18 protein-coding genes and 1 pseudogene are annotated in these 21,712 nt (G+C 45.8%); 8 read left to right on the forward strand and 11 right to left on the reverse strand.

Annotated features, from left to right (window positions below):
* Positions 1-115 precede the first annotated feature (115 nt).
* Entirely contained in the window at positions 116-700 is a 585-nt protein-coding gene (locus MoGM_RS12525; RefSeq protein ID WP_104370381.1) for an HD domain-containing protein, read from the forward strand.
* Between the two features lie 168 nt (positions 701-868).
* Here MoGM_RS12525 and MoGM_RS12530 read toward each other — a convergent pair whose 3' ends face one another.
* Positions 869-2,104: an aminoacetone oxidase family FAD-binding enzyme gene (locus MoGM_RS12530; RefSeq protein WP_104370382.1), complete on the reverse strand. Its 1,236-nt coding sequence runs from the start codon at positions 2,102-2,104 to the stop codon at positions 869-871.
* A 99-nt stretch (positions 2,105-2,203) separates the two neighbouring features.
* The gene (locus tag MoGM_RS12535) at positions 2,204-2,581 is read right to left on the reverse strand and encodes a helix-turn-helix domain-containing protein (protein WP_104370383.1); all 378 of its coding nucleotides are present in this window, start codon (positions 2,579-2,581) and stop codon (positions 2,204-2,206) included.
* Positions 2,582-3,423: 842 nt separating this feature from the next.
* Between MoGM_RS12535 and MoGM_RS12540 the strand changes: the two genes are divergently transcribed.
* Positions 3,424-4,311, forward strand: a complete 888-nt coding sequence (locus MoGM_RS12540) for a radical SAM protein (RefSeq protein ID WP_104370384.1) — start codon at positions 3,424-3,426, stop codon at positions 4,309-4,311.
* A 105-nt stretch (positions 4,312-4,416) separates the two neighbouring features.
* Here MoGM_RS12540 and MoGM_RS12545 read toward each other — a convergent pair whose 3' ends face one another.
* The 3 genes from MoGM_RS12545 to pgk form a co-directional block, all read right to left on the reverse strand.
* Complete coding sequence (locus MoGM_RS12545) at positions 4,417-6,249, reverse strand: SLC13 family permease (protein ID WP_104370385.1); 1,833 nt, start codon at positions 6,247-6,249, stop codon at positions 4,417-4,419.
* A gap of 198 nt (positions 6,250-6,447) precedes the next feature.
* On the reverse strand, positions 6,448-7,254 hold the full coding sequence (locus MoGM_RS12550; RefSeq protein WP_104370386.1) for a DUF3298 and DUF4163 domain-containing protein: 807 nt from the start codon (positions 7,252-7,254) through the stop codon (positions 6,448-6,450).
* Positions 7,255-7,340: 86 nt separating this feature from the next.
* Positions 7,341-8,591, reverse strand: a complete 1,251-nt coding sequence (gene pgk / locus MoGM_RS12555) for a phosphoglycerate kinase (RefSeq protein ID WP_104370406.1) — start codon at positions 8,589-8,591, stop codon at positions 7,341-7,343.
* A gap of 231 nt (positions 8,592-8,822) precedes the next feature.
* On the opposite strand from pgk, the gene queC reads away from it, so the two are divergent.
* On the forward strand, positions 8,823-9,479 hold the full coding sequence (queC, locus tag MoGM_RS12560) for a 7-cyano-7-deazaguanine synthase QueC (RefSeq protein ID WP_104370387.1): 657 nt from the start codon (positions 8,823-8,825) through the stop codon (positions 9,477-9,479).
* 131 nt (positions 9,480-9,610) lie between these two features.
* Here the strand turns inward: queC and MoGM_RS12565 are convergent, their stop codons facing one another.
* From MoGM_RS12565 to MoGM_RS13110, 4 genes are all read right to left on the reverse strand, one after another.
* Positions 9,611-9,799, reverse strand: a complete 189-nt coding sequence (locus tag MoGM_RS12565) for a hypothetical protein (RefSeq protein WP_104370388.1) — start codon at positions 9,797-9,799, stop codon at positions 9,611-9,613.
* A 74-nt stretch (positions 9,800-9,873) separates the two neighbouring features.
* Entirely contained in the window at positions 9,874-10,209 is a 336-nt protein-coding gene (locus MoGM_RS12570; RefSeq protein WP_146078744.1) for a hypothetical protein, read from the reverse strand.
* 35 nt (positions 10,210-10,244) lie between these two features.
* Positions 10,245-11,192, reverse strand: coding sequence for a manganese catalase family protein (locus MoGM_RS12575; RefSeq protein WP_104370390.1), 948 nt, complete (start codon positions 11,190-11,192; stop codon positions 10,245-10,247).
* A gap of 55 nt (positions 11,193-11,247) precedes the next feature.
* Complete coding sequence (locus tag MoGM_RS13110; protein ID WP_158249618.1) at positions 11,248-11,391, reverse strand: hypothetical protein; 144 nt, start codon at positions 11,389-11,391, stop codon at positions 11,248-11,250.
* Between the two features lie 1,128 nt (positions 11,392-12,519).
* On the opposite strand from MoGM_RS13110, the gene pnuC reads away from it, so the two are divergent.
* The 5 genes and pseudogenes from pnuC to MoGM_RS12600 all read left to right on the forward strand — a co-directional run.
* A complete protein-coding gene (gene pnuC, locus MoGM_RS12580; RefSeq protein ID WP_104370391.1) occupies positions 12,520-13,113 on the forward strand; it encodes a nicotinamide riboside transporter PnuC in 594 nt (197 codons plus the stop codon).
* Entirely contained in the window at positions 13,110-13,766 is a 657-nt protein-coding gene (locus MoGM_RS12585; RefSeq protein ID WP_104370392.1) for a thiamine diphosphokinase, read from the forward strand. Before pnuC ends, MoGM_RS12585 begins: the two co-directional genes overlap by 4 nt.
* Before the next feature lie 296 nt (positions 13,767-14,062).
* Positions 14,063-15,985 (forward strand): molecular chaperone DnaK, encoded by a 1,923-nt coding sequence (gene dnaK, locus MoGM_RS12590; RefSeq protein WP_104370393.1) that lies wholly within the window; start codon positions 14,063-14,065, stop codon positions 15,983-15,985.
* A gap of 216 nt (positions 15,986-16,201) precedes the next feature.
* Positions 16,202-16,762 carry an AlpA family transcriptional regulator gene (locus tag MoGM_RS12595; RefSeq protein WP_009038133.1) on the forward strand — a complete coding sequence of 187 codons (561 nt, stop codon included), beginning with the start codon at positions 16,202-16,204 and terminating at the stop codon, positions 16,760-16,762.
* A pseudogene (locus tag MoGM_RS12600) lies at positions 16,759-17,853 on the forward strand (site-specific integrase); the annotation flags it as partial. The gene MoGM_RS12595 and the pseudogene MoGM_RS12600, both read left to right, overlap by 4 nt.
* A gap of 336 nt (positions 17,854-18,189) precedes the next feature.
* On the opposite strand, the gene MoGM_RS12605 reads toward MoGM_RS12600, so the two are convergent.
* The gene (locus tag MoGM_RS12605) at positions 18,190-21,126 is read right to left on the reverse strand and encodes a TrlF family AAA-like ATPase (protein WP_104370407.1); all 2,937 of its coding nucleotides are present in this window, start codon (positions 21,124-21,126) and stop codon (positions 18,190-18,192) included.
* 284 nt (positions 21,127-21,410) lie between these two features.
* Positions 21,411-21,712 (reverse strand): helix-turn-helix domain-containing protein (locus tag MoGM_RS12610; protein ID WP_275936845.1); only part of this gene is annotated, 302 nt, incomplete at its 5' end.

Consider the following 21,712-nt stretch of genomic DNA (forward strand, 5'->3'; position numbering starts at 1 on the left):
AAGGGCTGAGTTGCGGAAAGGTAAAGAGGCAGGACACGGCGCTGTTTGGCATGGCATGATGGGCCGGACGGCAAAAAATGGAAATTGGAAGATATAACGAAGAGCATTTGAATATATGAAGCAGCAGTTCATATCGCTATTGAAAGCGACCGGGCGCAGGGGGATGGATACAGTCATCGACTATCTTGACAAAGGCGGTTTCTTTGAGGCGCCGGCATCGATCAACAGGCATCTCTGTCGCGATGGCGGACTGGCCGAACACTCTCTCAACGTATACCGTATGGCGATGATGCTCCGTGAGCAGACGGTGGCAATGCGTCCCGAGGTTGCCGACTCGCTGAAGGAGGACAGTGTGGTTATCGCAGCCTTGCTTCATGATGTGTGCAAGTCGAATATATACAAGAAAGCCCTGAAGTGGCGCAAGGATGCGCAGAACCGTTGGGAGCAGTATGACACCTATGAGGCCGATTACTCCCGCTTCCCGGCAGGCCATGGAGAGAAGTCGGTGATAATGTTGCTTCGTCTCGGTCTCGATCTTTCAAACGACGAAATTCTCGCCATCCGGTGGCATATGGGAGCGTGGAACCTGCCTTTCCAGAGCTATGAGGACAAGTGTAATATCTCCGAGGCCAACGAACATCCGCTCACTGTCATATTGCAGTCGGCCGATCTGTTGGCTTCCCATATCTTGGAGAGGTAGCGCTTCCTTTTTTTGCCGAATACCAGTTTGATTTGTTGAATACGGCAGAATCTTTTGCTCAATGCTTCAAAACTTTTCATTAAACACGAAAGCAGCGCGATGCGGCGCCATCAATGTCGAAGGCTCTCAATCATGTTGCTTCCGTGTTTTATTGTAAGATACCGAAAATCAATGTTTGTTTGTTATAGCCTCGGCCACCGCATACCCCGTTGTCCATGCCGCTTGAAGGTTGAAACCGCCGGTAACGGCATCTATATCGAGCACCTCTCCTGCAAAATATAGTCCGGGGCATGTCTTGCATTCAAGTGTTTTTGGGTTGATATTGCTCAGAGCCACGCCACCGCATGTGACAAACTCTTCCTTGAACTTGTTTTCTCCGTCCATGTCGTATATGCTGTTTATCAAGGTGTCCGTCAGCTTATTATAGCTCTTGCGTGCCAGTTCGCCCCACCGTTGGTCGGGTTTTATGCCGCTGCGGAGCAGCAGATGTGTCCATAGTCGGGCGTTTAATCGGGTGGGGTATGCGTTTGAGAGGTGTTTCTGAGAGTTTTGGGCTGCCATGGCATACAGCTCTTCGTGCACTTCGGCTTCGCTCATGTCGCCCATCCAGTTTATTGTCAGTCGTGCTTTATATCCAGTGGCGTTCAGTGTCCGTGCGGCGTACGATGACAATCGGAGTATCGCCGGTCCGCTCATGCCCCAGTGCGTTATCAGCAGCGGGCCGCCGGCTCTGTGCTTTGTGCCGGTGATTGCCACGGAAACGTCTTCCACCACCGTGCCTGTCAGTGCGGTTATATCGTCTCCCGGCAGGCAGAAACTGAACAATGACGGTACCGGACTCTCTGTTTTCAGGCGTATCGGAGCCAGCATGTCAAGTCCGCAGGCCTTCGGACTGCCGCCGGTCGTCACCACAACCGTATCCGCCTCATGGATTGTATCGTCGTTTCCTGCATATATCCGTATCTTGTTTGCGTCAAGGTTTTCAGTCCGTTCTATACGTCTTACCCGGCAACCTGTTTTCAGTTCTATACCGTGGCTTCTCATGAGCCGTGTAAGCGTACCGACAATCTCCATGGCGTCCTGCGACTGCGGGAATACGCAGCAATCGTCTTGTGTGACGAGCTTCACTCCCTCATCTTCAAACCACCGGTAAGCGTCTTTGTAGTCGAATGTATGGAAGAGCCTCTCCATCAGCCTGTGTCCTCTCGGATATACGGCCGGCATGCTCTTCACATGTTCGAACGAGTTTGTCAGGTTGCACCGTCCGCCGCCTGTTACGGCCACTTTCGCCAGCGGTTTACGTCCGCTTTCGTACACCGTTATCTCGGCGTCCGCCATTTTCCGTTTTATGTTTATTGCGGCGAAGCATCCCGCCGCTCCCGCTCCTATTATTGCTATGCGCATTCTTTATGTTTTCTTTTATATGCGTGCAAAGATACAACGCTTCGGTCTATTTGGCAAGGTCATGGCTGTAATATTATGGTATCGTGTAGGTTTTTTATATTACGGATTGTTTTTCTGATGTTGCGTGTTCTTTTCCCTGTTTCTCAATATTTTTCCGATATTGTCATGCCCCCATGCCATCAGGTTTTCCATGTGCGGGATAAATCCCTTCCCCAGCTCGGTGAGCGAGTATTCCACACGTGGCGGAACTTCCGGAAATACGTGCCTGTCGATCAGGCCGTCGGTTTCGAGGGTATGTAGTGTGGAGGAGAGCATTTTTTCGGAAATATCCGGTATCTGCCTGAATAGTTCGCCGAAGCGTATCGGAGCGCCTTGGCTTATTTTTATCAGAACCGCAAAATTCCACTTGTCGGAAAACCATTCGAGCACCGGTGATGCCGGACAGAATCCGTAGTCGAGCTTGTTTCGTTTGTTCATATTTTGCCTTTTTTCGATTTATATGATGCGAACCGTGACTGAAACCGTTTTTCGTCAATTGTTTACCCAGCTCGTCATGTCGCGACAATACATGTCCTTACATTGCAAAAATAGCAAGATTTTTTGGTTACGGACATTGTCTGCCGCAAAAATAATCGGATGAGTATTATATTTCGGTGGAATGCGGTTTTGTGATTAAGAAATTATATTACAAACGGCCGTTTATATTCCGGTTATTTTCAAATTGAAAATCCTGTGGGCGAAAATGTCACCGTATTTTGTGTTTTATACAACTATTTGTGTGTCAGTGTGATACAGGCGGTATGTCTTGATGGGATTATAAATATTCACTCTCGGACGAGTGTGAGGTCGCGTTTAGTATACTGATTGCATTGCGTTTAGTATCCCGTTGCTTTCCGTTTAGCCGCTAAACGCATTGCAATTAGTTGCCGAATGCGTTCCAACGGGATACTCGTTGCGGAAAAATCCTGTTTTCATTGCGGTATTTTTTGCCGTGTATCGTATTCAATCATGGTTTCGTATCGCTTTCGGCAAGCTGTTTCGATTAAAAAGAGGAACGTTTTTTTATGATATAATCATTACAGTATATTACGTTGGCGGCGTGTGTTTGAGTAAGCGATAGCAGTTTGACGCGATCCGTTTGTACATGTGTCACGATACCGACAATCATAAAAATAATTAATAATCGGCCGTATCATCATTCATAATCGTGTGGCGCTCAGCATTGCTTACTTCCCGGTAAGCGGCTTACGCCTTGGTGCGTTCTTGTGGCAATGAGGTAAAGCAGCTAACTTTGCCATCGTTTTTTTATTATCAAGAATATGGAACTATTACATTTCGACGGTCAGATATGGCGGCCGCCATACGAGGCAAACAGTCAGTTATTGCAGGTCACGTCGGGCTGCACGTGGCGTAAGTGTAAGTTTTGCAGCCTTTATCACGGCACGGATTTCCGTATGTCTCCGATGAGCGAGATTGAGGCCGACTTAGATGTTATATGCCGCTATCAGCCCGAGGCGCGGCGGGTGTTTCTCACCGGTGCCAATCCTTTTGCGCTTAGCTATGGCCGACTGTTCAGAATTGCCGAACTGATACGTCGCAGGTTGCCGTGGTGCGAATCTGTGGGTATGTTCGCCCGCATCACCGATATACGTCCGAAGACGGTGGATGAACTGAGAAACCTGCGCCATCTGCGGATAGACAATGTCAGTATCGGCACGGAGACGGGTGATGACAGTGTTTTGGCGAGGATGAACAAAGGCTATACGTCGTCCGACATCGTGGAGCAATGCCTCAAGCTCGAAGAGGCTGGTATCAAGTATAACCTCGTCTACATGACGGGGCTGGCGGGCATGGGCGGCTGTGTAGCAGGTGCCATGCGCACTGCCGAGGTGTTCAACCGTCTGCATCCGTATATCATAAACATTGTGTCGCTCACAGTTTTTGAGCAGTCGGAGCTTTATGCCGAATTGCGTGCCGGACTTTTTCATGAAGCGTCTGAGCGTGAGCGTCTCATAGAGTTGCGCACGCTGATAGAGCGTCTCACCGTTAGTGCCACCGTTCTCGGCAACACAGTGTCGAACATTCTGCCGGTCGTCGGGTTTCTTCCTGCCGATAAGGCAAGATTACTGGGAGAGATAGACGAGGCCATCGGGAAATGGGACGAGGATGATATGCGTAGGTATAGGGAGGGGATAGTGTCGCTATGATGCTTGTATGGCTGTGTGGCCTGTGTGCTACGGCATAATAAGACCGGCTTCATGGAAGCCGGCTCAAATGAGTATTACCGTCGGGTAATGCCGTTACGGAATGTTTCAGAACGGGAAAAGCAATGGCAGCAGGAACGTCATTGCTATTCCGATGACGAGCTGCAGGGGCAGACCCACTTTTACGTAGTCGGTAAACGTGTATTCGCCGGCGTGCATCACGAGTGCGTTAGGCGGTGTCGAGAACGGTGAGGCGAAACACATGCTTGCTCCGAGGGTCACGGCGAATAGCATGGGATAGGGGCTGATGCCTATTTCCTGTGCCGCCGTCATGGCTATGGGCGACATGAGTACGGCGGTGGCCGTGTTGCTTATGAACATCGTTAGCAGCGATGTGGTGAAGTAAATCCCGGCCAGAAGAACAGTGGGGCTCATGGAGCCGAGGGAAGACACGAGCGAGTGCGAGATGAGAGCCGACGTGCCTGTCTTTTCGAGTGCCACCGACATGGGCATCATAGCGGCGATGAGCACGATGCTCTCCCAGTTTATCGTCTTGTAAGCAGCCTCCACATTGCGGAAACATTCGGTGAGAACCATCAGCAGGCCGGCTGCCATCACTGCCGTCACGGGAGCTATCGGGATGAAGTCGAATACCATCGTGGCCACCATCGCGAGCATTATTATAGCGGCGAGCGGCGCTTTGTAGTTCAGTGTTACTTTCGAAGCCTGCTCCTCGGGCTGACCGAGCACCACCCAGTCTGTCTCCTGGTCATCGAGCTTCGATATGTTGCTCCACTTGCCTTGCACAAGCAGCACATCGCCCGATTGCAGTTTTTCATCAGGAAGCTCCGACTGTATATAACTGTCTCCACGTTTTATTCCCAGCACGTTGATGTCGTATCTCTCGCGGAATCCAGAGTTTTTCAACCGGCTGCCAATCAGTTTGGCCATCGGCATGAGCACAATCTCGGCTATTCCGATGTCGTAGAAGTCCATGTTGTTGCGGTCGAGGCGTTTCAGGTTGTTGTCTTTCGCGAACCTGTCCATAACAGCCGTGTCGCCCGTGAGGTATATGATATCTCCCTCGTTGAGTATGCTGTCAGGGCCGGCAAGGCTCTGCCTCACGTTGCGTATGAGTCCGCTTCGGTCCGTGCTCTCGCTGCGTATTTCAAGAATGGACAGTCCGTACACTCTTCTGAGGTTCAGTTCGGCTACCGTTTTACCCTTTACGGCCGATGAGGATTTAATCTTGTATCTGCGAAGAGTGCTTTCCAGCCTGTATTCCTTAACGAGTTCTTCAAGCGATTTGTGGTTGTTTGCGGCCTTGTCTGCCTCTCCTTTCTTTTTGTATAGGAACAGTTTGCTGAGCGGCAGCATTACCATTATGCCCACAGCAAGGCATATAAGGCCTACCGGCAGGAATGAAAAGAATTTCAGCGGAGCATATCCGGCACCCGTCAGAGCGTCTTGTATCACGAGGTTGGGCGGCGTACCGATAAGCGTAAGCATACCGCCGAGGCTGCTTGCGAATGCCAGAGGCATGAGAAGGCGTCCCGGTCTCATGCCGGCTTGCACCGCCATGCTCACCACTATGGGCATCATAAGGGCCACGGTGCCTGTGTTGCTGATGAAGGCGCCTATCACGGCAGTCACCACGACCACGAGAATGAACAGTTTTGTGTCGCTGCCGGCGGCGAGTTTCATTATCCGTTGGCTCGCGGCCTTTGCCAGACCGGTCTGTAATATTGCTCCTCCGACCACGAAAAGCCCGACCATCATTATAACCACGGTAGATGAAAAGCCCGAAAGAGCCTCTCCGGGTGTTAGTATTCCGGCAATAATCAGCGTGGTGAGAGCACATAGCGCTACTATGTCGGCCCTTATCCTGCCTGTCACGAAGAGTATTATCGTTGTTATAAGGATGATGAGTGTTATTGTCATTGGTGTCTCTGTTTTTTATATAATATATTGTTATTTGTTTTTTATCCGGTAGGGCTTTCGATTGTTGAAAAACAGAAATGCCTCACTGTATATTCTGGTTTCTGTTTTTATACGGTAGGCATTTCTGTTCTGTTTGTAATACCCCTCTATATGGCTTGTTTTATTTTTTATATGCTTTGCCGGGAGTATTGCGTGCGGTTATTTACCGTCTTTGTTCTCTATGAGTTTTACGGCCGTAACGGTCATGTATGGCTTGACCTTCTCGTATGGTATCGTGAAGGAAGGCATGCCGGCGGCGTATGGTGCTATTTCGTATGGCTGGTATGTGAACCCTACACCTTTCTCTGTCAGGTATGGAGGGAATTGCGGTAACGGAAGGAAGTCTACGCTGTAATCGGTGATCAGTTGCTCTTTAAGTTCTTCATCGCTGATATCTTTGCCCTCGTTCTCCGCGAAATATTGTTTTAAACCGTCTTTTATAAGCGTCCTGAACTCTTCCGTACCGGTTCTTGTCAGCATTTCACTGCCGAAGCGACGACCGTCGCTCTTGCGGAACGTGGTGTTTGCCGAGCCGTGCATCCCGTGCGCACCTCCGGTGAAAGACTCGAAACTGCTTGCATAGGTGACAAACTTATCAGTCTCGTATATCTTTGATACCGACTTTGAATAGTATAAAGGAGCTTCGCTGTCTGTCTCGAATTCGGATGCCAACTTCTCTAATTCGGCCATTTCCCGTTTACAGTAGAATGCCACCATGGAGTCCGGATTGTCTGTCTTTCCGTCATACGTGCCGCCCATTTCCTCGCTGATATACTCGGTAATGATGTTTGTCAACGTCTTGTTTCCGTCTTTAGGAAAGTCTGCCTTTATGGTAACTTCCGCCGTTTTGCTTTTTTCGCTGAATGCTACGGAGTCGGTGGTAAGTTCGTTTTTACCTGTGCTATTGCTTCCGCACGCACTCAGGAATGCTGTTGCCAGTGTGAGAGTAATGAATTTTGATTTCATAAGCGTTATTGTTTTAATGAAAGAAGGCTGCCTGAAAAACCTTTCAGGCAGCCTTCTTTTCAGGTTATTCTTTCTGTGTGGGGTTATTATTCACCTTTGATGGCTGCTACACCCGGTAATACTTTACCCTCTATTGCTTCGAGCAACGCACCGCCACCGGTTGATATATAGCTTACTTTATCGGCCATGCCGAACTTGTTGATGCATGCAACCGAGTCGCCGCCGCCGATGAGCGAGAAAGCTCCGTCGGCCGTAGCCTTTGCAATGGCTTCCGCGATGGCCTTTGAACCGCCAGCGAAGTTGTCAAACTCGAATACTCCTGCCGGACCGTTCCATAGTATTGTCTTTGCGCCCTCTATGGCCTCGGCGAATTTCTTGCGTGTATCGGGACCGGCGTCCATGCCTTCCCATCCTTCGGGAATGTCGTCTACAGGGCATATCTGGGTGTTGGCGTCGTTGGAGAAGTTGTCGCCGGCGATGCAGTCTGTACCAAGTACGAGGTTAACGCCGTTTTCCTTGGCTTTCTTCATGATGTCGAGAGCCAGTTCCAACTTGTCGTTCTCGCATATCGAGTTACCTATCTTGCCGCCCTGAGCCTTTGCGAAAGTATATGTCATGCCGCCGCAGAGAATGAGGTTGTCTACCTTTCCGAGCAGGTTCTCTATGATTCCGATTTTCGTGGATACCTTAGAGCCGCCCATTATGGCTGTGAACGGACGCTTGATATTGCTTAGCACGTTGTCAACGGCGTTCACCTCTTTTTCCATCAGGTAGCCGAGCATCTTGTGGTCTGCGTCGAAATAGTCGGCGATTACGGCTGTGGAAGCGTGCTTGCGGTGAGCTGTTCCGAAAGCGTCCATCACGTAACAGTCGGCGTAGCTTGCGAGTGTCTTCGCAAAATCCTTCTGGCGGGTCTTCATTTCTTTCTTTGCCTCGTCGTATTCGGGTGTCCCTTTTTCCACGCCTACAGGCTTGCCTTCTTCCTCGGCATAGTAGCGCAGGTTTTCGAGCAGCAGCGCCTCGCCCGGTTTCAGGGCTGCGGCAGCGTCAGCAGCTTTTGCGCAATCGTCTGCGAACTTAACCTCAACACCAAGCGCTTCGGATACGTTCTTTACAATCTGGGAGAGTGAAAGCTCTTTCTTTACCTTGCCTTTGGGCTTGCCCATGTGGCTCATCATAATTAGCGCCCCGCCGTCTGATATTACTTTTTTCAGTGTGGGGAGTGCGCCGCGGATGCGGGTGTCGTCAGTTACATTGCCATTCTCGTCCAATGGCACATTGAAATCCACGCGTACGATTGCCTTTTTGCCGGCAAAGTTGAATTGATCGATATTCATAATTGCTTGTTTATAATAATTAAATATTTTCCACATTTAACTTCGAACTACAAAGTTAGTAAATTATATCAATAATGAATATCCGATGATTGCGATTTTATATATTTTTTGCGGCTTTGTCATTGAAATGTAATATGGACTTTGCAATATTGTATAAAAAACACTTTGTTTGTTTGGAGCGTTGTTTTTATTTTCCTATTTTTGCGTCTTTAAACAGTCAATAAACCATATATGAAAGATTCAGTGATAATAGTGAGTGGCGGAATGGACAGTGTCACCATGCTGCATGAGTACCGTGACCGCATAGCGGTAGGCATATCGTTTGATTACGGGAGCAACCATAACGCCCGTGAGATACCTTTTGCACGTATGCACTGTGAGAGGCTGGGGATAAAGCATATCGTGATAAGTCTTGATTTTATGAACAGATACTTCAAGAGCTCGCTGCTCGAAGGAGCCGATGCTGTTCCTGACGGGCACTATGCAGACGAGAACATGAAGTCTACCGTGGTGCCTTTCAGAAACGGAATAATGCTGTCCATTGCCGTCGGAATTGCCGAAAGTAATGGTCTGCGGTACGTGATGATGGCAAATCATGGTGGAGACCATTCCATATATCCCGATTGCCGCCGGGAATTCGTATGCGCTTTCGATGCCGCGGCAAAGGCCGGAACTTACGTCGGAGCCGGCATTCTCGCTCCGTATACCGGCATAACCAAGGCTGATATAGCGCGTAGGGGTAAAGAAATGGGGCTGGACTACTCTGAGACATGGTCGTGCTATAAAGGCGGTGATGTGCATTGCGGGCGTTGCGGCACGTGTGTTGAGCGGCGCGAGGCATTGGCCGAGGCCGGTATTGAGGATACCACGCCATACATGCAGGACTGAAAGTAGTAGCGGTACGGCATGAAAAAGCGAAGCCGCCGGATATTGTTTAAAGTAAGCTGATAAACATTTTACTTCCGGTGCTTCGCTTTTCTATTTATTTTCGGCCTTGTTCACGGCCGGGGTCTTGCTTTTCATTCAAGCCATGACTCCATGCGGTCTCTTGCGAACAGGTAATAGAACAGAAGTCCTACCCAGCTTGTGGAGACCAGAATGATGATGGCGACGATTCTTTTCCATAGCGAAACGTCATATCTTGCAATCTCAAAAGCGGCTCTGATGGTGAGTATCATACCGATGACCCAAATAATAAATCCTATCATAATACAGTTTTTTTAATTGTTTGACATTTGTGTTATTAAACTCTTGAAGACTTTGAATCGTAAGGCTTCCGTTATTATAAGGCATCCTTGACCTCTTTCTTGGTTTCGTTGTAACCTTTCTTTATGGTTTCTTTCGTCTTGTCGTAGCCTTTCTTCACGTTGTCTTTCGTGTCTTCCCAACCATCCTTGACGTTTTCTTTGGTGTCTTTCCAGTCTTCTTTGGCATTCTGCTTTGTTTTCTCCCAGTCTTTCTTCATCTTGTTGGAAGCCTTGTCGGCAGAATTCTCCATTCTCTCTATGGTACAGTTTTCACGGCAGTTATCGTTTCCGTAACATTTATTGTCGTTGCCGCATGATGTCATGGCCGCCGTTGCGGCGAGTGCCATGACTGCTGAAAATATCTTTTTCATGGTTTTTTTATGTTTTTAATTGTTCATTACTGTTTTTATTTCTCTTCCTCATTGCAATATTTACACCATTGCATATCCTTGTCGGGAGTGGCCGACAACACTTCGTCACGGTGTTCTGCCGAGAGCTGCTCGTCTTTCTTGCGCATCTCTTTCTCTGTGCGCGACGTTCCTTCCGGCTTACGGTCTACAAGACCGTTTGTCTTTCTCACCTCGTCGATGGGGTCGTCTATCCACAGCCATTCTTCGCCGAATTGGGTGCTCTTGCCTTCGTTCCACGGCCCTACGGCTTCGTCGCCTTTCGACAGTTTGAAGTGAAGGTTGCTGTATTTCGGAGATGTTTGCAATGCTCCCGGCGGGAAGTTAGGCTGTATTGTCTCCAATGCGGCCTCAAACTGCTGGTAGTGTGTCACCTCGCGTGTCATGAGGAACATAAGCGTCTCTCTTACCATCGGGTCGTCTGTCAGTTGCATGAGATTTTCGTAGCCTATTTTTGCACGTGCCTCTCCTGCCATGTTTGAGCGCAGGTCTACCGACAGATCGGCGTTTGCCGATACGTATGTGGCATTCCACGGGTTTCCGTTACAGTCTGTCAGGGCGGGACTGCCCGGCGCACCCACCAGAAACTGAGGATTGGTGAAAGCCTGGTGTATGAGTTCCTCTTTTCCCTCCTTTCCGCGCATCATGCAGTTGAGCGGCATGGTCTCCACCGCGTCCTTCATCTTTCCGTTTACCGGGCCGAGTAGCATCTGTATGGTAGCGCCTACGATTTCGAGATGTCCGAACTCTTCGGTGGCTATATCCATGAGCATGTCATACTTGTCGGGATAAGGATTGTGACAACTGAAAGCCTGCACGAAGTATTGCAGTGCTGACTTTAACTCTCCGTTTGCTCCGCCGAAAGCTTCGAGCATCACTCTTGCAAACCGCGGATCTGGTTTTGATACTCTTGCGTTGAACTGCAAGTCTTTTACATGATAAAACATAAGCTAATGAATTTAAGTTGTTGATAATAAGTTAATCTGTCTCTTTCTGTGCCTGTCACTTAGCCTTTTTGGCTTTGGCTTGGCACTTTGGCTTTTCAGACTTGCAGGTTTCTTTCTGCTTATCGGTCTTACACTCTTTCTTTTTGTTGTCTTCCGCACACTTGGCGGTCTTGGTACAACTTTTTTTCTTTGTTTCCATAATACATGTCTTTTAAAAGTAAAACAAAACTCCCCTTTTTCTCTCATGCGCAGGGGAAGAGGCGCGTTATCCTGAGGTTTGATAAATCCGGTCGTTGTCCTGATTTGTTTGCAAATATATGAAGACAGTACGCAAAGAAAAAAATAATATACCATTTATTCAGTACTATTAAACCCCATTAAATTAAAAAAGTTTTATACGGGGAGTATATTTATAATTAACGTGAATATGAAAGTTTTTTTGACATATTTTTGCCTTATACATTCTTGATTCCGTTTTCCACTCTCAGTAAGGATGATTTAATGCTGTTGTATCTTATTTATAAATGGGTGCGGAAACTTAGTATGTCCGGATGACAATAAAGAATAATATTTACAAAAGGTCATTCATATTTAGGTTATTTGAAAATTAAGATGCGGAGGCCGCAAATATCGCCGTATTTCAGCGTTTTATGCAATATGTTGTATATCAATGTTATACGAGAAATGTTTGTTGCTCGCACTCCTTGCATTCCGCTTTTTGAAAGTTCTGGTTTGCGTTTAGCGTCCCGTTGCTCTTCGTTTAGCCGCTAAGCGGAGAGCAATCGGCAGCCGAACGGATTCCATTTAGACACCCGTAGCAGGAAATCAGGCGAATTTCGGTGGTAAGATCAAGGCCCTATCGTATTGTGTATCGCAATCAGTATCGCATTTGTTTTTCTATTTCGGTGAAAAATAAAGTGTTAAATCCTTGATTTTATTATTACGAAATCGTTTACGTGGAAATTCCTGTCGCGGTATGCCGTGGATGATGCTGGCCGAAAGTCCGGCCGTTGCAGAGAAACGTGCGGATGCCTTATGGCTTGGTATTTTTTTACGCTTTGGATGATAAAGGATATTCATCCAAAGACATTTCAATCTTTGAAACAATTCCCATATATTTTGGCTGTTACGTCTATTTTTCGTTCCTTTGCAGTCGAATATGAGGAGAGACATCCGTAATGATACGTCGGAGCGTGGGCTACCGGTGGATATCAAACCTGCAGAGCCGGTACGTATGATGCCATCGTGAGCGTAAGGTATATTTAAAGGTAAACGGTTTTTCTCGATTATCACATTATTGAGGTTGTCAAATTATAAAGTCTGAGAGATGGAACGGCTATTGGAATATTTCGGAGTGCTGAGCGGTCTGCTTTACCTGTTTTTGGAAATCAGGCAACACCGTGCCATGTGGATAGTCGGTTTTCTGACCTCTTTTGTATATGTCTTTGTGTTTTTCTTTTCAAAGATATATGCTGACATGGGTCTGAATATATATTATGTGGTCATCAGTGTCTATGGTTTCTGGCAGTGGACGCAAGGCAAGGAGGGCAAAGAGGATGCCGCGGCAACGGCCACCCGGGATGAGATTATCTACCGCAATCTGACTCCCCGTCTTCTCGGTGTAGTCATGCTTGCCATTGCCGCGCTGTTCGCATCGCTATACAACCTGTTGCATCGGTTTACCGACTCACCGATACCGGTTGGCGACGCTTTTACCACGGCCGTCGGGATAGTTGCCACATGGATGTTGGCCCGGCGCTTCATTGAGCATTGGGTGTTTTGGATTGTTGTCAACTGTGTATCCGTATGGCTTTATTGCGGGCGCGGGCTTTACCCCACGATGTTTCTCTATTTTTGCTATGCCATACTGGCGGCAATCGGATTGTATACATGGAAAAAGAAAGGAATAAGACAAAGATGATTGAACCTTATGACTGCGTAATAATGGCAAACGGCAGTTTTCCGCAAGCCGACCTTCCTTTGGGCTTTCTGCGTAGGGCTTCCGTCGTCATTGCCTGCGACGGAGCCATTGCGTCATTAGACAAGGCCGGCATAGTACCGACCGCCATCGTCGGCGATCTCGACAGTCTTTCGCCCGGTTTCCGGGAGCGGTATGCCGACCGCATCCATCTTGTGGAAGACCAGGAAGTGAACGACCTTACCAAATCGATACTGTTCGCCCACCGGTCGGGCTACCGGGATGTTTTGATATTGGGAGCCACCGGAATGCGTGAAGACCATACGTTGGGGAATATTTCTCTGCTTATGGAGCATGCGTATCTGTTCAGGCGCATAGAGATGCTTTCAGACTACGGACTTTTCACTCCGCTTATGAAAACGGCGACACTCATGAGCCGGCCCGGCATACAGGTGTCCCTGTTCTCCCTTTCTCCTTCCGGCACGCTGTCCGCGTCGGGTCTGCGTTGGCCGATCAGCGACAGGATGTTGACGGCTTGGTGGCAAGGCACTCTGAACGAGGCCGCAGGCGACAGCTTCACCGTGACGCTCTCACCGGAAGCACGTGTGCTCGTATACCGCACATTGAGTGTTCCGGATAAGGAAACTGTGCGGTAATTCGGTTGGCTATGTATGGCCGACGGATTAATGGGCGTGAAGTTCTGTTCTTTTGCCATTAATATAATTGTTTGTTCCGGGAAAAGCGGCCCAAAAACGTTTTATGTCATAGATGAACGGGTAGGAAATGATTACGGTTGAGGCATGTCTGATAATGCTTGTGACAAAATGGCGCAAGAAACAGACATTAAGTCATACCTGGATTATGTTTGGCACGCGCTTTGCTATAATATCTGCGGAAAGCGAAAGCAAGTACACAAATTAATAACGGAAATAATAAATAAAAAATAAAGATTATGGGAAAGATTATTGGAATAGACTTAGGTACTACAAACTCATGCGTTGCCGTGTTTGAAGGCAACGAGCCGGTAGTGATAGCAAACAGCGAGGGCAAGCGCACCACACCGTCGGTTGTCGGCTTCGTAGAGGGCGGCGAGCGCAAGGTGGGCGACCCGGCAAAGCGTCAGGCCATCACCAACCCCAAGAACACCGTGTACAGCATCAAGCGTTTCATGGGTGAGACTTGGGACCAGACAAGCAAGGAAATCGGCCGCGTGCCGTTCACTGTGGTAAACGAGGGCGGATATCCGCGCGTAGACATCGACGGCCGCAAATACACTCCGCAGGAAATATCGGCAATGGTGCTTCAGAAGATGAAGAAGACGGCCGAAGATTATCTCGGACAGGAAGTGACAGACGCTGTGATAACCGTGCCGGCATACTTCTCAGACTCTCAGCGCCAGGCAACGAAAGAAGCCGGACAGATCGCTGGTCTTAACGTTCGACGCATCGTCAACGAGCCTACTGCGGCCGCACTGGCCTATGGTGTGGACAAGGCAAACAAGGATATGAAGATTGCTGTGTTCGACCTTGGTGGCGGTACGTTCGATATCTCGATACTTGAATTTGGCGGCGGCGTGTTCGAGGTGCTCTCGACAAACGGTGACACACACCTCGGCGGCGACGACTTCGACCAGGTTATCATCGACTGGCTCGTGCAGGAATTCAAGAACGAGGAGGGAGCGGACCTTACGCAAGACCCGATGGCTATGCAGCGACTGAAAGAGGCTGCTGAAAAGGCGAAGATAGAGTTGTCAAGCTCTACGTCGACAGAGATCAACCTGCCTTATATCATGCCAGTGGGCGGTGTGCCGAAGCACTTGGTGAAAACCCTGACACGCGCTAAGTTCGAGCAATTGGCTCACGAACTGATCCAGAACTGTCTCATACCGTGCCAGAACGCAATGCGCGACGCAAAACTATCCACATCGGATATAGACGAGGTTATTCTCGTGGGCGGCTCAAGCCGTATACCGGCAGTGCAGACACTGGTGAAGAACTACTTTGGCAAAGAGCCTTCAAAGGGTGTGAACCCCGACGAGGTTGTGGCCGTGGGTGCTTCCATTCAAGGCGCGATCCTCAACAAGGAAGGCGGCGTGGGCGACATCGTGCTGCTCGACGTGACTCCGCTTACTCTCGGTATCGAGACTATGGGCGGTGTGATGACTAAACTCATCGAGGCTAATACGACCATACCCTGCAACAAGAAGGAGACATTCTCTACCGCGGTGGACAACCAGACGGCCGTGACAATCCACGTATTGCAGGGTGAGCGTCCGATGGCCGCTCAGAACAAGAGCATCGGTCAGTTCAATCTCGAAGGCATTGCTCCGGCTCGCCGCGGTGTTCCGCAGATTGAGGTTGCGTTCGACATCGACGCCAACGGTATTCTCAAAGTGTCGGCCAAAGACAAGGCGACAGGCAAGGAGCAGGCAATACGTATCGAAGCTTCATCTGGTCTGAGTCAGGAGGAAATCGACCGCATGAAGGCAGAAGCAGAGCAGAACGCTGAGAATGACAAGAAGGAGCGTGAGCGCATCGACAAGTTGAATCAGGCAGACTCGCTCATATTCACCACAGAGAACTTCTTGAAAGACAACGGAGACAAGATTCCGGCCGACCAGAAGGCTCCTATCGAGACTGCTCTGCAACAGCTCAAAGATGCCCACAAGGCAGCCGATATAGCCGCAATAGACACTGCGACAGCCAACCTAAACAACATCATGCAGGCGGCCAGCCAGCAGATGTATCAGGGAGCAGGCCAACCGGGTGCCGATCAAGGCTTCAATGCTCAGCAGGCATCCGGCCAGCAGGCGCAGAATAACGGCTCAAAGGCAGATGAAAATATTCAGGATGCCGACTTTGAGGAAGTGAAGTAAGTATCGATAAATAACGATAACAATAAATAGGAATATAGGGTGTAACTCAATAAGTTACGCCCTATTTCTTTTTGTAGACTTTTCTTTGGCTTTGCTTATTTCTCGGATTTTTATCGTATATTTGTACCATAATTGTACCGACACTTAAAAGTAGATAATGTGACACTTACAAGAATGCCGGTATTGAGAATGAGGAATATAAGTAAAAAGTAGATTATGCCAGCAGCAAAATTTGAAATAAAACGGAAGTGCCAGATTTGTGGAGAAGAGTTTTTAGCCAAAACAATAGAATCTTGGTATTGCTCTCCCAAATGTTCCAAAATTGCATGGAAGCGACGCAAGGATGAAGAACAAAGATTGCAAAGGTTGGACGAAGTGGTTAAGAAGATACCCAAGTCCAAAGAGTACATCACGGTTCCTGAAGCATACGCATTGTTTGGCATAAGCAAGGAAACTCTTTATCGTTTGATTCGTAAGGGTACAATCCCCAGTGTAAATGCAGGAGAAAGACAGACATTACTATCAAAAGCAGAACTGATGAAACTCTATCCTCCACGCAAGAAAGCTCTCACAAAGCCGAAACCTGTTGCCAAACTATATAGTCTGGAGCCGAAAGATTGTTATACCATTGGAGAAATCACAGAGAAGTTTCTTGTGAATGAAAGTACAGTTTATCTCCACATACGCAAATACTCTATCCCTACCCGGCAGATTGGGAACTTTGTGTATGTACCCAAGAAAGAAATTGATAACTTATATAAAGGTGTGAAGCGATGAAGAAAGCATTAGTCAATACACGAGTGTCGGTAAAGCTCCGCAAATCTGAATATCGTGATGAATGGTATCTTTATGTGGAATCTTATCCTGTATTCCAATCCGGAAAAGATACGCCACAAAGAGTGCGTGAATATCTCAATCGTACCATTACAACACCTATTTGGGATAAGTCACGCAATGCAAGGACTAATGCCGAAGGCAAAACCACTTATAATCCGAAGCGAGATTTGAACGGTGTCATTCAATGTAAGTCGCAATTAGACCAGGAATCATGTATCTATGCCGACAAGGTCAGAAGCCTACGACAAAAGGAATACGACAATGCAGCTTTATATGCCGATACCGATGCAGAACAGGCGGAGCAGTTGGAACGCTCCCGAAGTAATTTCATTGAGTACTTCGACCATGTGCAGCGAACAAGGCATGCCCATAGCTCTGATTCTATCATTGTCAACTGGAGGAGAGTGCATGAATTATTGAAGATTTTCGCAAAAGGTGACACCATTCTCTTTTCGCAAATAGACTTAAAGATGGTTGAATCGTTCCGGCAATTCATAATGAATGCCCCACAAGGAGGCACTAAACGAGGTACGATTTCTCAAAATACAGCAGCAACCTATTTCTCTATCTTCAAAGCCGGATTGAAACAGGCTTTTATAGACGGATATCTGACTATTGATATTTCTGCAAAAGTCAAAGGCATTCAAGAAAGGGAAAGCCGGAGAGAATATCTCACGGTAGAGGAATTGAACCGACTGGCTCAAACACCTTGTGACCCATTACTGAAACGTGCTGCCTTGTTCTCTGCTTTAACAGGAATCCGTCATTGCGACATTCAGAAGTTGAAGTGGTCGGAAGTGGAAATGTTCAATGGAGGCTATCGGTTGAATTTTACTCAGCAAAAGACAAAAGGAGTTGAATATATGCCTATATCAGAGCAAGCATATAATCTCTGTGGAGAGCCAAAAGAGGGTGAACTTTTGGTTTTTGCCGGACTTCCTGACCCTTCTTGGATAAACCGTCCTGTCAAAAAGTGGGTTGAAGCTGCCGGAATCACCAAACACATTACCTTCCATTGTTTAAGACATAACAGTTTACCTTTTTCGCTAAAATTCAATAGCTTACAAAATATTTCAACTTGATAGGTAATGATTTAGAAACCAGCGAAATTCTGTATCTCACTTCGTTTTGCTATAATTCAAAAGAACGCCTTTTTAGCTGCAAAGATAATATTATTTTTTGAGAAACACACCTTCGTAAAAGAAATTCCATGAATATTAATATTCAGCAATTACCACTGATACATATCACATCAAAGAAATCGTAAGGACAAAGCGGAAATAATAGTCTAATACAAATTATTCCTAAGGGAGGGACATAAATTTGAATGTGTCTGTGTATAGGCACATTCAAATTTATAGATTTATTCACACAGTCTTATCAAAATATTTACAATCCCTATTATGAAATGCAGGATATGTACCTTCAAGAATATCAACAATTATTTTATTCATCTTTGGATTCTCTATTGCTCCGGATACATAAGTAACCTCATTACCCTTTAGTTTATCTATCTTCATTTGAATAATTTGATCAGCATCGCACACTACGGCAAGATTAGGGTTATGTGTAACCATAATAATTTGACGTTTTTTCTTAGCAGTCTTAATGAAGTGTACTAAATACTTGAAAACACTTTCATTATCAAGGTTCTCTTCTGGCTGATCTATAATTAATGGTTTATCATCCATGTCAATGAAGAGATACAATAAGAGAAGTAAAGCCCCTCTCTCACCTGGTGATAGCGAAGATAGGGGTTTACTATTCATCTTTAATTGGAAGAAAGGAATCACATAATCCATTCCATATATAAAATCGTATAGTTCTTGTTTGGTATGACCTTTTTTTAATTGAGCCTCAACAATTCGCTCCATATTCTGACCATCACGCTTGTCAAATAGTAAATCATCATTAATAAGACAAGCGAAATCCACTATAGATTGAACACTAGATACATCAACACTATCAATGTTATCTTTTATTCTAGATAATCCTTGTTCTTTCCCATAATAAGAGCCTGCAGCTTGCTGGCTGACATAATCAAACAATTTTTCTTCAAAATTCTTAATAGCAAAAGTTGAATCAAATTCTATAGGGTAGTCTTTTAATTCCTCATGATAATCTTGAATGAATTTCACTATGGGAGCGAAAAGACTATTATAAGTATCAAGAACTTGACGCTTCTTTTGCATCAATTCATTAACATACTGTCTGCGGAGGTCTAATCTTGTAGAAAGCTCTCCTGCTAACTGATGTTCAATATAATCTATCCGTGCTTGAAGATTTTTTATTGTTCCATCCTTCTCTGAAGTGCCAATTATATCTTCTAACATTTTCTCCCAATCCAATTTCTCTTTTAGATACTTTTGATATTCTAGCTCTGGGGCACTTAACAGCTTCTTAGCATCTTCTAATTGTTGTAACGCATTTTTATACTGACAATTTAAACTTTCAGTATTAGCTTCGTCTAATTGTTCATCTAAGAAAGCCAAACGTTTTGATAATTCTTCAACTTTTGATTCTATTATTTCAGGATGATACAAAATGCTTATTACGGATTCTATTTTCAAATTATTTCTCTCATATAGGCTTTGTAGTTCCAGTTTTACAGACTCTATCTGAGAATTGAGGCGGTCTAAACGTTCTTTACTAGCATTAATATCTTGTATTGCCTTGACAATAATCTCTCGCTCTTCGTACAACTTATGCAATGAAACTGCAATTTGTTTGCAATTTTCCTGAATCTGCTCAATGTCTTCTTTTGCCTTTTTTGCATCAGGATTATCTTCTAACGAAGGTTTTGCCACTTCTTTTGGTTTTGCAGACTGTGCATTACTCAACTGCTCCTGTTTATATTTTAGCTCATTCGCAAGTTTACTCTTATATGCAGGAATAAGCATAGCTTCTTTTTCGATAATGTCAGCATTGATAGCTTTAATACGAGATTGTATTTCATGACATGAAGCACTATTCTCTCTTGTCAAATAATTTATTATACTATCTAAGTCATTAAAGCCGAACCTTTGCGCAGGGTCTAAATATTGAAATATTATCTTCTTTAGTTCACTTTCGAATTCGTGGTCGTCTTCTGTGGTACAAAGTGTTTCAAGAAAATTTTGAGGTATATACTTTACCCGTTCTGGTTGTGTCGCATCTGAAGACATATCCAATGTCTTGATAGCAGAATGTGAACCATCTATCCATTGAATTACTGCTTCCGTCTGTTTAGAACGATTATAAGGTTTTGTCATTCTGAACTTTGTAGGGGTAAGAAATGCCCAGTTTTGATTAGAGGTATCAGCACATAATGCAATAATATCAGTAAGCGCACTCTTACCACTTCCCTTATTACCAATAATTGCTACTAAACCAGGATTAAGTGGTATTTGCACATTATTAAACCAAATTTCTGACATCGTAGCATTGGATGTACGACGCACCTCTAAACTTTGTATAAATTTATCAGGATTCTTTCTAATTCGATTTAAAATATTAGGTTCATCGAATGATATGCGTTCAGGTTCTACCAATATCTGTCTTAATCCTTCAAAAGTCAAGTCTGCTTTTATCCAACAAGCATTTGAACCAACTTCATTTACTTCATGGGCATCTGATGTCGTAATAGAAGGTTTTCTAAATACTTTCTGATAAAAAGTCGCCTCTTTCGGTTTGGTCAAATCACAAATATCAATATATCCTCCTTTGAATAATTCTTCTTTTACTGGTCCTAGAGAATCTTCAATTGATACATTCTTATCCGCCTTACCCTCATGTTTCATTTCCACATCTATGCTATTAGATTTAGAACCAGCATGTACAGTCACTAGACCACCATATTGATGAATAAGATTTGCGGCATGTTTGAAATCTGCTTGAACTTGAAACATTCCTTCCTTAAAATATAAATCGTCAGGCAACCCCTCTTTCTTAAGGCATTCCTTACCTTTTTGTATCATCTTAGTACGAGTTATACCTAACGGATTCAACACATTCTCTTTTAAAAACTCAGCATCAAGTTTTACTCCGTTATGTTCATCAGGAAAAAGCCCAATCATATGAACGGAAGCCTTTCCATATTCCGTGCGAAATTCAACGCCAGCAATAACAGATATGTTCATCGGCACAGCTAATTCTTTCATAAGATCAACATTAGCAACTGTGTGATGATCTGTAATTGCTATACATTTGAGCTCCTTTGCAGCAGCTTCTTTTAATATGTCTTGGCAAGAGCCTTTCCCATCTGATGCGTCAGTATGGATATGCAAATCCCATTTATTCCATAAAGCACCAGCCTCGTACATCATATTCATATTTTTCTATTACATTATCTTTGGATTTGTAAAAGTACTACTTTTTCCCGAAAATCCGATAATCGTTTGCAGGTAATTTAAGATGAGAGAGTTATAAACTTATCTGTTTTTTAGGGTAATGACTTGACGACGGTTCTAATTTCAATATTTTGCGGCTCATTACTGTCAAACAACTCTTCTGTATGCAAAGGTAACATTATTTTTGAAACCGTTGTCTTTATTGCGAATGTAATTGCAACATTGATATTCGTAATAATCCAAATTAAATGAATTACTGGCTATGATTGCCTGAATTTATACTTCAATCCATATTCTTCCAGTTTGTTGTACAGTGTCGTACGTCCTATTCCGAGCAGTTCGGCGGCAACCTTGCGGTTCCCGTTCGCCTGCTTCAATGCGCGTAAGACTCGCTCCTTGTCTTCAGCATCATTGCGCAGGGCGAAGCTGACGGGTGAGGCCGCCCTCGTCACGGCAAGTTCCAGATGTTTTTTCGTGACAAGACCCGTCTGTGCCTGCAACACCGCTCCCATGATTTTCTGACGAAGCTCGCGGACATTGCCCGGCCACGCATGGGTCAGCA

This window comes from Prevotella sp. MGM1, from assembly GCF_002933775.1.
Taxonomy (GTDB): domain Bacteria; phylum Bacteroidota; class Bacteroidia; order Bacteroidales; family Bacteroidaceae; genus Prevotella.